General features: G+C 57.7%; 14 protein-coding genes. 8 read left to right on the top strand and 6 right to left on the bottom strand.

The window, feature by feature from the left end:
• Nucleotides 1-993: a zinc-dependent alcohol dehydrogenase family protein gene (locus ACIQJ2_RS33465; RefSeq protein WP_400676262.1), complete on the bottom strand. Its 993-nt coding sequence runs from the start codon at nt 991-993 to the stop codon at nt 1-3.
• Between the two features lie 253 nt (nt 994-1246).
• Between ACIQJ2_RS33465 and ACIQJ2_RS33460 the strand changes: the two genes are divergently transcribed.
• Together ACIQJ2_RS33460 and ACIQJ2_RS33455 are read left to right on the top strand one after the other, a co-directional pair.
• Nucleotides 1247-1369 (top strand): hypothetical protein, encoded by a 123-nt coding sequence (locus ACIQJ2_RS33460; RefSeq protein ID WP_281436291.1) that lies wholly within the window; start codon nt 1247-1249, stop codon nt 1367-1369.
• Nucleotides 1366-2415 carry an ABC transporter transmembrane domain-containing protein gene (locus ACIQJ2_RS33455; protein ID WP_400676264.1) on the top strand — a complete coding sequence of 350 codons (1050 nt, stop codon included), beginning with the start codon at nt 1366-1368 and terminating at the stop codon, nt 2413-2415. The genes ACIQJ2_RS33460 and ACIQJ2_RS33455 overlap by 4 nt, the downstream gene beginning before the upstream one ends.
• A 613-nt stretch (nt 2416-3028) precedes the next feature.
• On the opposite strand, the gene ACIQJ2_RS33450 is transcribed toward ACIQJ2_RS33455, so the two are convergent.
• Nucleotides 3029-3220 carry a hypothetical protein gene (locus ACIQJ2_RS33450; protein WP_400676266.1) on the bottom strand — a complete coding sequence of 64 codons (192 nt, stop codon included), beginning with the start codon at nt 3218-3220 and terminating at the stop codon, nt 3029-3031.
• A 1106-nt stretch (nt 3221-4326) separates the two neighbouring features.
• Here ACIQJ2_RS33450 and ACIQJ2_RS33445 point away from each other — a divergent pair.
• From ACIQJ2_RS33445 to ACIQJ2_RS33425, 5 genes are all read left to right on the top strand, one after another.
• Nucleotides 4327-5583 (top strand): efflux RND transporter periplasmic adaptor subunit, encoded by a 1257-nt coding sequence (locus tag ACIQJ2_RS33445; protein ID WP_400676268.1) that lies wholly within the window; start codon nt 4327-4329, stop codon nt 5581-5583.
• A gap of 70 nt (nt 5584-5653) precedes the next feature.
• Nucleotides 5654-7693, top strand: coding sequence for an ABC transporter permease (locus ACIQJ2_RS33440; protein ID WP_400676270.1), 2040 nt, complete (start codon nt 5654-5656; stop codon nt 7691-7693).
• Nucleotides 7694-7795: 102 nt separating this feature from the next.
• The gene (locus ACIQJ2_RS33435) at nt 7796-8155 is read left to right on the top strand and encodes an SPW repeat protein (RefSeq protein ID WP_400676272.1); all 360 of its coding nucleotides are present in this window, start codon (nt 7796-7798) and stop codon (nt 8153-8155) included.
• 312 nt (nt 8156-8467) lie between these two features.
• Nucleotides 8468-9151 (top strand): response regulator, encoded by a 684-nt coding sequence (locus tag ACIQJ2_RS33430; protein ID WP_400676274.1) that lies wholly within the window; start codon nt 8468-8470, stop codon nt 9149-9151.
• Nucleotides 9144-10487 carry a sensor histidine kinase gene (locus ACIQJ2_RS33425; RefSeq protein WP_400676312.1) on the top strand — a complete coding sequence of 448 codons (1344 nt, stop codon included), beginning with the start codon at nt 9144-9146 and terminating at the stop codon, nt 10485-10487. The genes ACIQJ2_RS33430 and ACIQJ2_RS33425 overlap by 8 nt, the downstream gene beginning before the upstream one ends.
• Here ACIQJ2_RS33425 and ACIQJ2_RS33420 read toward each other — a convergent pair.
• The 3 genes from ACIQJ2_RS33420 to ACIQJ2_RS33410 all read right to left on the bottom strand — a co-directional run bounded on the left by ACIQJ2_RS33420 (nt 10484) and on the right by ACIQJ2_RS33410 (nt 12449).
• Nucleotides 10484-11251, bottom strand: coding sequence for a cytochrome b/b6 domain-containing protein (locus ACIQJ2_RS33420; protein WP_400676276.1), 768 nt, complete (start codon nt 11249-11251; stop codon nt 10484-10486). The two genes, ACIQJ2_RS33425 and ACIQJ2_RS33420, sit on opposite strands and share 4 nt — an antisense overlap.
• Nucleotides 11252-11284: 33 nt before the next feature.
• The gene (locus tag ACIQJ2_RS33415) at nt 11285-11680 is read right to left on the bottom strand and encodes a hypothetical protein (protein ID WP_400676278.1); all 396 of its coding nucleotides are present in this window, start codon (nt 11678-11680) and stop codon (nt 11285-11287) included.
• Nucleotides 11681-12020: 340 nt separating this feature from the next.
• Nucleotides 12021-12449: a universal stress protein gene (locus ACIQJ2_RS33410; protein ID WP_400676280.1), complete on the bottom strand. Its 429-nt coding sequence runs from the start codon at nt 12447-12449 to the stop codon at nt 12021-12023.
• Between ACIQJ2_RS33410 and ACIQJ2_RS33405 the strand changes: the two genes are divergently transcribed.
• Nucleotides 12336-12629 (top strand): hypothetical protein, encoded by a 294-nt coding sequence (locus tag ACIQJ2_RS33405; protein ID WP_400676318.1) that lies wholly within the window; start codon nt 12336-12338, stop codon nt 12627-12629. The two genes, ACIQJ2_RS33410 and ACIQJ2_RS33405, sit on opposite strands and share 114 nt — an antisense overlap.
• Before the next feature lie 170 nt (nt 12630-12799).
• Here the strand turns inward: ACIQJ2_RS33405 and ACIQJ2_RS33400 are convergent, their stop codons facing one another.
• Entirely contained in the window at nt 12800-13447 is a 648-nt protein-coding gene (locus tag ACIQJ2_RS33400; RefSeq protein WP_199151599.1) for a BON domain-containing protein, read from the bottom strand.
• Nucleotides 13448-13574: the final 127 nt, after the last annotated feature.

Raw genomic sequence — 13574 nt, 5'->3', positions numbered from 1 at the left:
TTAGCTTGCCTCGGGCACCAAGACCGCTGCACCGACGAGACGCCCGGCGCGGAGGTCGGCGAGCGCCTCATTCGCCCTCGCGAGCGGATAGACTTTGGTGTGGGTTCGCACGCCGGCCATCTGGGCAATCGGGAAAAACTCAGCTGCGTCAGCACGTGTCAAATTGGCGACCGAGACAAGCTCGCGTTCCCCCCAAAGAACGGCATAGGGCATCGCCGGTATATCACTCATGTGAATTCCGCCGCACACAACTACCCCACCCTTACGAACCGCCTTGAGCGCTGTTGGCACCAGATCGCCCACGGGTGCAAAGATGATGGCTGCATCAAGCAGAACCGGAGCTTTCTCCGCCGACGAACCGGCCCATACCGCGCCAAGGTCGAGCGCAAACTGCTGTGCTGCACGATCGCCGCTGCGCGTAAACGCATAGACGTCGCGGCCCTGCCAGATGCAGATCTGCGTCAGGATATGCGCAGCAGCACCGAAACCGAAAAGGCCGATACTCTTGCCGTCGCCGGCCTTCCTGAGAGAACGCCAGCCAATCAAACCGGCACAAAGAAGAGGCGCGAGCGACACTGGATCGGCGGCGCCGTCGAGATCGAATGCAAAGCCGGCGTCCGCCACGACATGTGTCGCAAAACCGCCGTCACGGGTGTAGCCCGTGAATTGCGGTCGGTCACAGAGGTTTTCAGCCTTCGTTTGGCAGAAGGAACATGTTCCGCATGTGTGACCAAGCCACGGAACCCCAGCACGGACACCAAGTCTAGCGCTGTCGACGCCGTAGCCCACGGCATCGACAATACCCACGATCTCATGACCCGGCACGAGCGGGAGTTTTGGATCGTTGAGATCGCCGTCCACAACGTGAAGATCAGTTCGACAGACGGCGCAAGCCTCTACCTTAATCCTCAGCTCGCCTGGGCCGGGCTTTGGATCATCACGTTCGACAAATATGAGCGGTTTCCCGATTTGTTGAAGTACCATCGCTTTCATGGCCGAAACCCATCCGGATTGAGCTCGTTTCGAAGCTCGATGTCTGAGGAAAAAGCCTGGAAACGGCACGTCCATCTGCGTTTCAAGCAGCCTTTTCCGGCAACGGAATGACTTCGGCGAGCGGTGTTATTTACCACCCTTCACCTTCCACACAAATGGTGGCTCGGCTTTGACCCGAATCAACGCGCGCATAGCAAAAACGTGAAAACGTCCAAAGGCAGGGCAACTTGTGTGGCACGTCAGGAGAGTATCGGTGCAAAAGTTATTGCTGATCATATTGATCGTCATGATCGCGACGATTATCGGTATTTTGTGGGTAAAGCCGATTGCCGGCACCGGGCGACAGACGCCACTTGAGAAATCGGCAACACAATGACCATCCTCAAAGTATTTCGCGGTCCAAAGGCAGCTGTGTCGCGCCCGCTCCCGAAGGAAATCATTCTTCCTCGAACACTATATGGTTTCGTTTTTCGAGCATCGGGGTGGCATCAGGCGGCCACTGCAATCCTCTCTATTGTGCTCTTTACGGCGGGAACCATACCGCTGGAGGTACAGCGACGGATCGTGAATGCAGCAACAGAGGATGGTTCCTATCAAACGATCGCCATTCTGGTGCTGATATACATTCTCCTGGCTCTGACCGAGGGAACCGTGAAACTGGTGCTCAATATCTATAGCAGCTGGATCGGAGAAGCGGCCGTTCGATGGCTGCGTTTGCAGGTATTCGAGGCATCGCGGACACCGGCGACCGGGGACTCGATGATGGCCAGCGAAGGCATCCAACTCTCGATCATCCTGGCAGAGGCGGAACCCGTCGGCGGCTTTGTCGGCTCGAGTATCTCGGAGCCATTGTTGCAGATCGGCATATTGACGGCTGTCTGCGGTTATCTCGTCTATCTGCAGCCGCTTATAACGATCATTGTCGTCACGATATTTCTTCCACAAAGTGGTTTCGTCCCGATCATGCAGGCAGCGATCAACCGCCGTGTCGGGAAAAAGATCGGCATCATGCGCAATGTCAGCGAGGAGATCGTCCAAATGGGGCAAGCAATTGACACCGACGGGCAGCAGGCATCACGTATTGGAGATGTCTTCCGGATCAACATGAGCATCTACAAGATCAAGTTCACGATGAATTTCATGATGAATCTGATGACCCAGATGGGTTACGCGGGCATCTTCGCTTTAGGCGGCTATTTCGTGGTCACCGGTAAGACCGAAATTGGAACAGTCGTCGCTTTCGTGTCTGGTCTTTCAAAAATTAATGACCCTTGGGGCGATCTCGTCAATTGGTACCGCGATCTGCGTGTAACCCAGGTTAAGTATGGCCTCATATATAATTCTGCTCAGATTGGCACCTCATCAGGGGGGGAATTGCCAGCCCGGAACACACTTCCTGAGACGCTCAACAGGGAGAAGTGAAGTTGCGTAGACCTCCGCTGACGACCTCCACCACTGGGATCGGACCATTGCGGAGGGCTCAAACTTGGGATTCGATTTGTGATATCGATCAGCAATCGTGCGGCCGACGGCATTTACGTCGGTGTTGATCCGGAATCTTCCGTCCGACCGGTATCGCTGAGACAGATGAGATAATTGCACAGTGAGCGTCGTCCGCATCATTGTTGAGAGAAAACTCAATGGCGAACAGCGACGGCGTGCCCGGGGGTCGGAGGGCAGCACAGACGGCATTCTTCCTCCGTTGCCTTGGAAGATCGGTCTGTGGTTGTGCGGGTTGCGTAGCCGGACGTGGGCAATCTGAAGATTGACGGGAGGTCAGGCGTCTTCGCAAGCCTGAGGTCGGCCATTCTGCCGCGAGAATTGAGCCGTCGCATCGCGCAATGGAACTGGCGGCAGATGCAGCACGCGGCGGCCTGACGGGTTTTTGAAATTCAAAAAGGCGCCATCTGTTGGAGGTGCTGTCGAGGTCTTCGAAGGGGTCGCGGCCAATCGCGGCGCACGGGGGCGTCGGCGTTTGACCACGACAGTTGGCTCGCGTTTTGACACTATTTCACCCTCCGGATGTCACCCGACGTCAAAAGCCATTACCCTTTGTCGGGGGGATGTAGGGGTCGGGGTAACCGAGCTTCGGTTTGGCGGCAGTACTGCCCGTATTCTTTGACGATTTTTGGCTTGAGTCTTTTGATTCGTCGGCGCCACCGGATTGGTAGGCATAAGCGCCGAGGATAATGCCGGCTATTGCGGCGACCAGCAAAGCTGCACGCATGTTCTTCTCCTTGTCACGGATCTGACGTTGTGAAGTCACAGAGAACGACAAATGCCCGCTGTGCATCCATGATCCATTGGTAGGGTCTCGGGCGCTCTTCGACCTTGATCTACATCAAGAGGCCAAGCTGCTCAGGCAAAGCGGGCGCGGCCTCGTGCAAACCCAACGTCATCCAATGACTGAAATAGAATGGATAGGCACTTCTGCGGCAGCACGGAAATGGTCCTCTCGCGCCGCTTCCGGGGGGATGCGTCATGCAGGCGCCTGGGCATGCCTTGAACGCCATTCCATAATCTTCGCTATCGCCGCTCGGCTCATCCGGCATCAATGCTCCCGACGCATTCCGGGCGATTTTGACGACCTCATGCTACCCGCCGGAGCGCCGCACCACGAGCCTCGGCGGAGACCTGATGCGATCTGTGCGATTTCCTCGCGGATGATCTCCCGGGCGCGGGAAACTCAGCAACCCCGCGCCGGGAATTTCATTAACTGGCCGCAGACTCGAGGCTTATCAAGGCACTCGGATGGCTACTTTGCCATGCCTCACTTCAGGTTGCCTGCCTGCGATGACATCGCAGACAGAAGTGTTGGTCAGCCAGTGGCCATGCCTAGGAGTAGAACGGTGATCCGGACATCCGCAGACAAGGGGGAACGAATGAGAAGACGTGATCGACATGGATCAAGCCAAAGCAACGACGCACACTATTTGGCACGCTCAAGCGTGTGGGCCATCATGAAACATTCCAAGCGAGAGCATTGTCTTGCCGAATTGCCCAAGGTCCCAAACCATCTGGGTTTCGGTGTCCCCCTCTGATCGATACCGACGATGAAAGCGCCAACCTGCAGGTCTGCTTTTGCTGCTTTGCTGAGATCACTCGACGGTTCGACAGCCGCCCGTTTGCCTTGGCCGCAGCCGTCAGTGTCCGGTGCGAAGCCTTCAGTGTCATCACGCAAGTCTCCGTGGTCACCTCGCGCAGCGCCTCCGCACTCAGATCGTCCTGTTTCCTCGCGCGATTGACGCCTCGTCTAAGCCATTCGCTTTGAGAAAGATCAATGCCTGCAGCCTTTCTCGGTGCCAAGTTTGAAGCCTGCGAAGGAGTAGCGCCATGGACAGTCCAATCGAAAAACCACCGCTGTTGCGGGAGGTATCTGCGCCAGCACCGGCGCCCAGTGTCAACAAGCGGCTGCGGCGTTGGCCTTGGCTGTTGACAACTGCAGCAATCCTGTCGACATCAGCAGTTGCAATTGTCTGGCAGCGTATCGACAGGCCGTCGTCGCCATCCTTTGAAACCGTGGCCGTTTCGAGGGGTGACGTGATGCGTCAGGTGACAGCGACCGGCACTGTCAATCCGGAACTGACGATCATCGTCGGCAGCTATGTTTCCGGTCCGATCACCGATATCCGGTGCGACTACAATACGGTCGTCAAAGCCGGCGAGGTCTGCGCCACGATTGATCCGCGCCCCTATCAGACCGTCGTCAATCAGGATTCTGCCAATCTTTCCGTCGCCGAAGCCCAACTTACGAAAGATGGGGCCAATCTGAATTATGCCCAGTTGAACTACCAAAGAAACCAGCGGCTGATCGGGACGCAGGCGGTGTCCCAAGATTCGGTCGAGATCGCTAAAAATCTTGCCGATCAGGCTGCCGCGCAGGTTGCCCTTGACCAAGCGACGATCGACCAGCGCGAAGCCGAACTGTCGGCCGCACAGATCAATCTCGACTACACGAGCATTCGCTCGCCCGTCGACGGTGTCGTCGTTTCCCGCAACGTCACCCAGGGCCAGACTGTGGCAGCAAGCTTTCAGACCCCCACCCTGTTCCTGATTGCAAGCGATCTTACCAGGATGCAGGTGGACACCAATGTCAGCGAAAGCGATATTGGAGCGATCAGCACGGGCCAGTCGGCGGCCTTCAGTGTCGATGCCTTTCCCGACCGCACATTTGAAGGTAAAATCACGCAAGTACGGCAATCGCCGCAGACCATCCAGAATGTCGTGACCTACGATGCCGTTGTCGGTGTCGACAACAAGGATCTCGACCTGAAACCAGGAATGACGGCCTCGCTGAACATTGTCACAGCGCGCGAGACGGATGTAATTCGGGTACCTAATCAGGCGCTGCGTTTTGAACCAAGAGGCAGCGCAGCCACGACCGCCGTAGAGCGCCCGAAGGACGCGAAAGCGACGCACGTCTGGCTGCTGCGGAACGGTGCGTTGGTCCTGAAGCCGGTAAGGGTCGGTATTAGCGACCAATCCTATACCGCCATAGAAACCGGAGACCTGAAGGCCGGCGACGAGGTCGTCGTTGGAGAAAATGCGTCGTCAAATGCGGAAGCGTCATTCCGCGCCCCGACATTGTGACGGTGATGCAGCCATGACGTTTCAGGAAACTCGGCCCCTGATCGAATTGAAAGCCGCCACGAAGACATTTATGGTCGGTGATACCGACGTGACTGCGGTGTGCGGAGTTGATCTCAAAATCCGCTCTGGTGAGTTCGTTGCGATCATTGGGTCGTCCGGTTCCGGAAAATCAACGCTGATGTCGATCCTTGGATGTCTCGACAGTCCAAGCAGCGGCGGCTATTTTTTTGAAGGTATTGATGTCGCAAAGCTCGCCGAGCCGGATCTCGCGGCCATTCGAAGCGAAAGGCTTGGTTTCGTCTTTCAGAGTTTCAACCTTCTGCCGCGAACAAGCGCGCTCGAAAACGTACGCTTGCCGCTCTACTACGCCGAAGATGGCGCAATCAGCCGCGCGGATACAACCGAGCGTGCACGCGCTTCGCTTATACGCCTGGGACTTGGAGACCGCGCGCGCAATACACCTGGCCAGCTCTCCGGCGGCCAGCAACAGCGCGTAGCCATAGCGCGAGCCCTGATCAACTCCCCTCGCCTGCTGTTGGCGGACGAACCGACGGGAAATCTGGACACGAAGACGTCGCATGAAATCATGGACGTCCTGGTGGCACTCAATCGCCATGAAGGCGTCACCATCGTTCTCGTGACCCATGAGGCAGATATCGCGGCCTACGCAGATCGTATCGTGACGATGCGCGATGGCCAGATCGTCAAGGACGAACGAAAAACGCGCCCCAAAGACGCAGACATGGCTTCGACGCCATCAACAGCTGCCAACCTCGCCGGAACGCGATTGAGGTCACGCAGCAGCTTTGCCTTTGGCCTGATGGCGCTGGGAGCGGCCGCACAGGCTATTCGTCGCAATATGATGCGGTCGGCACTGACGATGCTAGGCGTGTTCATCGGCGTCGCCGCGCTCATCGTGATGGTGGCAGTCGGGCAGGGCGCAAATATCGCGGTCGCGAAGCAGATTGAAAGCCTCGGAACGAATGTGGTGGTTGTCCTGCCGGGTGCTCTCACCAGCGGTGGCGCACGAGGCGGATTTGGCAGCGCAAGCACACTCACCGTCGCGGATGCCGGAGCGATCGGAGAGGATGCCGCCGTGGCGAACATTGGCTACCTCATCCGCCAGCAAGGCCAGGCTGAGTATGGAAGCAATAACTGGACCACGAATATTCAAGGGGTCAGCCAATTCTACCCGGCAATCACCAATTGGAAAGTCGTGTCCGGTGAGCCGATAACCCAAGAGAACGAACGCAAAGGTGATCTCGTTGCCGCTATCGGCCAGACCGTCATGCATCAATTGTTTGGCACGGCCGAAGATCCGATCGGAGCGACAATCAGAATAAAGGATGTGCCGATGCGTGTCGTCGGCGTGCTGGGCGCCAAAGGTCAGTCGGCGATGGGGCAGGATCAGGACGACGTCGTCCTGATCCCGTTTACGACCGCTGAGCGGCGCGTCCTTGGCGTTGCCGCACCCAGCCAGGCACAGACGCCGAACAACTGGACCTATTTGCCGGCACCCAATCCATATAATCTCCAGCCTCGCCTGACGGGATTTGCCAACATGCTGTTCGTTCAGGCAAAAAGCGCCGATGAGGTCCCCAAAGCGATCAAGGATATCAACGAGATTTTGACACGGCGACACAATATCAAATCGCTCGAAAACAGGGATTTCGATGTTCGAAATCTTAGCCAGTTTGCCGAGACCGCCCGGAGCAGCAGCCGCATCATGGCGCTTCTGTTGGCGGTTGTCGCATCAATCTCCCTTCTCGTGGGAGGAATAGGCATCATGAACATTTTGCTGGTCTCGGTCACGGAGCGCACCCGGGAGATCGGTTTGCGGATGGCCATTGGTGCCCGCCGCCTGCATGTTCTCCTGCAATTCCTGGCCGAGGCGATCTTTCTTAGCGTCAGTGGTGGCATCGCAGGAATTGTGATGGGGATCGGCGTTTCACTGATCATATCGCATGTTTTCAACTGGCCGGCTCCACTATCAGTGGCGGCGATGGCAGGCGGATTCCTCTTCGCGGCGATGGTCGGGGTTTTCTTTGGCTACTACCCGGCCCACAAAGCAGCCAGCCTCGACCCCATTGATGCGCTCAGATACGAGTGAACCCGTCTTGAGCGTCGCTGACCACCAATCTGCTTTGATCAAACGCAATGATTGGGCCGCTGGAAGGGGTTATCTTTTCCTTGTTACATGAAGGAGAGAGCTATGAAACGCCGTCGCTGGCAAGACCATATTGTATTCATTATCGGCATGTGGCTGATCGCCACCCCTTGGGCGCTTGGTAGCTATGGCTCCGATTCTCTGCCTGCGGGCGCACCCGCCTGGAATTTCTTCTTTTGCGGGCTTATCGTTGCCGTTCTTGGAGGCGCCGCCTACGCATTTTACCATTTATGGGAGGATCGCGCCGATATTTTCCTTGGCGGCTGGCTTGTCGCCTCTCCCTGGGCGCTGAAATATAGGGAAAGCCCGCTCTTTACGTGGAATGCCCTTATCTGCGGCCTGCTGCTCATTGTCCTGGCGGCATGGGTCCTGCTTGAGAGGCGTTCCATGAACCCTCTTCCGTGATGACTCCAATGGACTAGGCACCTGTATCGGGAACGATGGGCCGCTAACCGCTCCGCAGTCGATTTCACGTTGGCAAAGCCAATAAACGCGTTCGCTATCCGTTAAGCAGTGTCCACAGTTGGTGCGCGGACGTTTCGGGGCCCCTGATCTAGACATTCCGCGGTGCAATGAGATCCCGATTTCGATGTTCCTGCGAAATTCCGTTCGAATCGCGTCGTTCATTCACCTAGACTGAGCGCCGGCATGAAGGAAGGATTGTTGGTAATACATTGTTGGGATGCTTGACCACCATGATGGCAGATCGAGGTGCACATGCGCTTGTTGCTGGTTGAGGATAGCGCGCGTCTACGCGAGTTGCTGGCCGAAAGTATCCATCGGGCGGGTTGGCGCCTTGATAATGCGGCGACGGCAGGCGCCGCGCTGCAGGCAATACATGCTGTCAGCTATGACCTGATCCTGGTGGACCTAGGCTTACCCGATGGCGACGGTTTGGATCTCATTCGAGAACTGAGGCGCGGCGGCTTTATCCCGCCCATCCTCGTCGTCACTGCGAGGAGCTCGATCGAAGATCGCGTGGCGGCCCTCGATGGCGGTGCCGATGACTATCTCGTCAAGCCGTTCAACCACATCGAATTGCTCGCTCGCTGCCGCGCCCTTCTGCGCCGCAGAGCGCCGGACTACATTGAAGCCATTGTCGTTGGCGGCCTGTCTTTCGATCCCACAAACGGTGTCGTGGCCGCAGGCGGTGAACCGCTCGCGGTCGCACCGCGCGAGCGCTCCGTCCTGGAACTGCTCATTCGCAACGCGGGCCGGGTCACTCCAAAGCAATTGATCGAAAGCAAGCTTTCCGAATTTGGTGACGATATCTCGACCAACGCCGTGGAATTGGCGATTTCGCGCCTGCGCCGCCGCCTTGCCCCATTCGATTTGCCCATCCGCATCGAAACCATACGCGGCATCGGCTATTTGCTGCGGGAAAAACGGCGTGATGGTTGATCGACCTGCCCGGCCGCCGACGCTGATCCGCATCATCACGCTGCGCATCGCGCTCTTTGCGGCGCTGGCCATGGCGGTACAGGCCGCACTCGTCTTTGCCGATTATTATTTTGACAACGAGCAGTTGGCGACGTTGATGATCGAGCGTGAAACTGCAGAGCTGTCGAAGGGTTTCGAACGCCGCCATGACGAGGCGCCCTACAGGTTGCCGCACGACCTCCACCGTTACGGCGTCCAGCATGGCTTTTATGTCACCCGCATTCGCACACCCTCCGGCCAGCTTCTTTATACAAACTGCGACGCGCGATGCGACAATCATCTTCTGCCGCAGGAGGTCAGCCCTCCCGACCTCTGGTCTCGCATGCTGAGCGACGGTAAACCGCTCGCCGTCGCCGGCGGCAAGACCTATGAAATCCATGGGGACAGGATTTTTATCGAAATCGCGATCCTAGAGGACAGCGACGGCATCATGTGGGCAGTGATCGGGCGCGAGTTTACGGATCATCTTGCCACCCCGATGGCGATCATGCTGCTTTTCGTCCTCGGTGGCACGTTATTGTCGATCCGTCAGGCCTTGCGCCCCGTTGCAAAAGCAGCGCAAGAGGCCGGTCATCTGGATCCACTCGACCCCAGCCATCTGATCAACCAGACCGGTATGCCACGCGAGATCGCAGATCTTGCCGCCGCAGTGAACCGGAGCCTGGCGCGTATCGGTACACTCATGAAGTCGCAGCGTCTGTTCGCCACGGCTGTTGCGCATGAAGTCCGTACGCCGTTGGCGATGATGAAGCTGGAACTTGGCAATATCGAACATCCGCGGGCGCGAAAAATCGAGGTCGATCTGGACGCGCTGGCGGATTTTGTCGGTCAGATCACGGCGTTAGGACGGCTCGAAAGTGCCGACCGTGCGGTGTTCCAGCAGGTCGACCTGGCAAGGCTAGCCGATTGGGTGGTCACCGATATCGCGCCCCTGGTCTACGACCGCGATCACGCCATCGCCTATCGCAATTTAGGCGCGGGCTCAATCGAAGGTCATGCGCCGCTGCTCGCCGACGCGCTGCGCAATCTTATCGAAAACGCCGTCAAACATACCCCTGATGGCACCGCCATCGAAGTCATTGCAGGTCCCGGCTCGCGTCTGACGGTCATAGATGATGCCGGCGTCTTCGACGCACGAGCGGAGCGCTCGTTTGGTGATCTCAAGGCCGACCGTATGGGGGTCGGCCTTGAGATCGTACGCCGGATCATGGCTCTGCATGGCGGGCGGATGGAGATCGCGGCGGATCCTGGCCGTCGCACAGCCATTGCGCTCCTGTTTGATCCGCAAAAATCCTAGATTGAGCCGAAGAAGCTGCCGCCAAGCAGCGTGACAGTGCCATAAACGAGGCCAAAGGCTGCCAGAAGACAGACAGCGGCGAGAGGCAGCGACCCACCCGTCGCCTCATCGTGGTCAACATAGGCTTCGCGCCTTTTGCGGCCAGTGACCATGGCGCCGATCAGATCTTCGCGCTTGACGAACTGGTAGTAGAGGTTCGCAACGATATGCAGCCCTGCGAGGACGAGGATGGCGAAGTAGAACCACGCGGCATGTATGGAGGCGGCCCACCTCGAACCGGTATCCCCTACCAGTCCAGCAAAAGGCCCCGCGGCGGTCACTCCGTCGCTCGAGAAGAATCCGAGTAAAACCTGCACACAGCAGGCGACGAGGAGACCGATGACCATCAGGCCGCCGGCGGGATTGTGGCCGAGATAATGCTCCGCCCTCTTGCGCCATAATGCCTTAAGATAGGCCCATGCAGCGGCAGGCGGACGCACGAAACCGGAAAACCGCGCCGTTGAGCTCCCGAAAACACCCCACAGGATGCGATACACCACCAGGATGAGAACGCCGTAACCGGCGGCTTTGTGAACCGTCATATCCGGATCGTTGAAACCACTCGAGACCCAGGCCGTCAGGATCAATGCGACGAGCGACCATTTGAATAGACGCGTGGGAAGGTCCCAGGCACGCACGACATCGCTCTTGGCAGGTGAAATCTTGCTTTCTTTTCCGGTGGGCAGTTCGCAATAGGGGTCATAGGCGGATCGTTGTTCGCTCATGTGAAGTTTCCTGTTCGGGGAGTTTCGCGGCGACTACTTGTAGGCCGTGTGGCAGGACTTGCACTCGGCTGCCACGGCCACGAATGCCTTGCGAAACGAGGCTTTGTCTTGCGTCTGCTGGCTCGCGGTGCCGGCAATCACGGCCATCCTGCTGAAGCGGGCGTGGAGATCCCTCTCCTTGGCGCTGCCTTGGCCGGCAAACATCGCGTCAGCGGCCTCTGCATCCGCCGCGTAGCGCCGCAAGACCTGCTCGGCGGCTTTGCCGTCGAAGTTGGCGAGCACGGCTTTGGCCGAGGTCGTATTATCACCCATGCTGCCCATGACACTCTTGAGCGAGGCAGCGACGGCCGGCCCCGCCAGCGCGGCGAGAACAAGACCGGCTCCGATGTAGCGATTAAGCTTGGAGGATGATTTTCGCGGTTCTGTCATGGCGCTCGTTTTTCGTTGATTTACAAAAGGGACCACTCTTGGCTGCAACGGGGTGACTGACGGCAACGACCATACTGCAGCGGTCAAGAGCCTGATATCTATGGGAGCAATTGCGGCGAAATCCACGATTGCGCCCGTATTGCAGGCCTCTTTCCTCGTCTCATGACAGGCTTTTGACAGGTTCGCCGATCGCAGCTTCAATGATTGGAAGACCTGACGTCAAACTGTACGGCTTGACATCGGGCGCTGTGAGTTGCCGCTATACGCACTCTCAGATCCATGCTTGCACAATGGGGCGGCACATGCGACCGGGCTCGGTTCAGAGTTGGATCGGTTGGATTTACCGCTTCGACGCCGACGAAATCCGATCGATGTGAACGGAACACTTTGCATGATGGACTATGTGATCGACCGTGGATCCGAAGACCTTATCGAAAACATCAATTGTGTGAGCCGCAACTACGATCAGATCGGCCTTGGTTTCGATGGCAATGGCGAGCACGGTGTCGGCGGCACGACCGGTGCGCACATGAACAAGCGCGGGCACTGAAAGCTGTCTGCAAAGCAACGACAGCTTTTCTTCCGCCTCGCCGATCACGGAGATCGCCCACTCATCCGGCCCTTGCCTGACAAGAGATGGAAAGCGCTCGACCGTGTGGGCGAGATGAAGGGTTCCATCTGTGTCAAGGAGCATGCGGGCCGTGTGTACCAGATGCTCGGCCTTCTCCTTCGATCCGAGGCCAACCGCACAGACAATCGACTTATACATAGCCCCACCTCAGAACAGATCCTTCCCACCGGTGCCGACGAATTCGGTTCGAAACCCAAGGGCATGTACCTGCTTCAGAAATCGATCCGCACCCAAAACGTCAACCTTGAAGCTATCGGGCAGACATTGGCAGAGAGGATTGCACAATTCTTCATGAACCCACGCCCGAGCGCGGGATGACACAACTGTAATTTCCCATTCGTCGCTGTCTGTTCGGTCGAGGCGAAAATCGCTGTCCTCGCGCTCCGGGAGGGGGTATCCGGCGCCCGCAAGCAGCGCTTCCCCTGTTCGTGTGCAATTCATAGTCATGGTTTTACATCCTCTCCTATGTCGCTTGCAGAGATGGCAGATCAGGTTACGGTCAGTTGATCGTCGAGCGCGTAGACGCCGGGTGCCGACCACGCGGCAGTTTCCGCCGCACGCCGCTCGGACCATGTTCTGACCTTGCCTCTCAAGGTGACCTTGCCGCCGGAAACGTCGACCTCAATCGCTTGCGCCTCCAATTCCGCATGGCGTTCCAGTGCATTTTCGATGCGCTTTTTAACATCGTCGGCGCTGATGCCAGGAACGACCTCTATGAGATTGGAGACGCCGACGACACCGGCGAGATCCCTGACGGCGGAAGCGGCAGCGTTCTTTTGGTATTGCCATTCGACCTTGCCGGTAAGCGTAACGACGCCCCTGCACACGCGGATCTGCACCGTTTGCTTTGGAATGGAGACATTCCAGTCCACTATCTTGACTGCCCGTCGGGCAATGTCGTCGTCGTCCGTCCGCCGCGGACCCAGGATGCGGACGTCCATTTCCTGGGCTATGGCGCGGACGCCTTTGACGCGTCTCGCGGCTTTCTCTGCCGCGTCCTTCTCCGCATATGTGCCAACATGTCCGGTCAGAGTGACGATGCCGTCGCGCACGGTGACACCAATCTCGGCCGCATCCACTTTCGGCTCAAATTCCAGTTCATCCAGAATATTCTGTCTGAGAGTAATGTCGTCCATGACCGTCTCCTTAAAACTCCATTGACTGAGGAACGGTAGGGCCGTGCAAGCCGCAGATCATTGATCAAGGTCAATGATCTGCGGCAGGTGAAGGCCATCAAGCCACAATTTCGATGATCGGCACCAG

The sequence above is a fragment of the Rhizobium sp. NPDC092011 genome, from assembly GCF_044756305.1.
Taxonomy (GTDB): domain Bacteria; phylum Pseudomonadota; class Alphaproteobacteria; order Rhizobiales; family Rhizobiaceae; genus Rhizobium.
Note: the sequence above shows the minus strand (reverse complement) of the source record. Positions and strands in the feature narration are given on the sequence as shown.

What these genes read in the sequence shown, in the direction of transcription:
- ACIQJ2_RS33465 (WP_400676262.1), bottom strand. Translation starts at nt 993, where the DNA reads ATGAAAGCGATGGTACTTCAACAAATCGGGAAACCGCTCATATTTGTC.
- ACIQJ2_RS33455 (WP_400676264.1), top strand. Translation starts at nt 1,366, where the DNA reads ATGACCATCCTCAAAGTATTTCGCGGTCCAAAGGCAGCTGTGTCGCGC.
- ACIQJ2_RS33450 (WP_400676266.1), bottom strand. Translation starts at nt 3,220, where the DNA reads ATGCGTGCAGCTTTGCTGGTCGCCGCAATAGCCGGCATTATCCTCGGC.
- ACIQJ2_RS33445 (WP_400676268.1), top strand. Translation starts at nt 4,327, where the DNA reads ATGGACAGTCCAATCGAAAAACCACCGCTGTTGCGGGAGGTATCTGCG.
- ACIQJ2_RS33440 (WP_400676270.1), top strand. Translation starts at nt 5,654, where the DNA reads ATGGTCGGTGATACCGACGTGACTGCGGTGTGCGGAGTTGATCTCAAA.
- ACIQJ2_RS33435 (WP_400676272.1), top strand. Translation starts at nt 7,796, where the DNA reads ATGAAACGCCGTCGCTGGCAAGACCATATTGTATTCATTATCGGCATG.
- ACIQJ2_RS33430 (WP_400676274.1), top strand. Translation starts at nt 8,468, where the DNA reads ATGCGCTTGTTGCTGGTTGAGGATAGCGCGCGTCTACGCGAGTTGCTG.
- ACIQJ2_RS33425 (WP_400676312.1), top strand. Translation starts at nt 9,144, where the DNA reads ATGGTTGATCGACCTGCCCGGCCGCCGACGCTGATCCGCATCATCACG.
- ACIQJ2_RS33420 (WP_400676276.1), bottom strand. Translation starts at nt 11,251, where the DNA reads ATGAGCGAACAACGATCCGCCTATGACCCCTATTGCGAACTGCCCACC.
- ACIQJ2_RS33415 (WP_400676278.1), bottom strand. Translation starts at nt 11,680, where the DNA reads ATGACAGAACCGCGAAAATCATCCTCCAAGCTTAATCGCTACATCGGA.
- ACIQJ2_RS33410 (WP_400676280.1), bottom strand. Translation starts at nt 12,449, where the DNA reads ATGTATAAGTCGATTGTCTGTGCGGTTGGCCTCGGATCGAAGGAGAAG.
- ACIQJ2_RS33400 (WP_199151599.1), bottom strand. Translation starts at nt 13,447, where the DNA reads ATGGACGACATTACTCTCAGACAGAATATTCTGGATGAACTGGAATTT.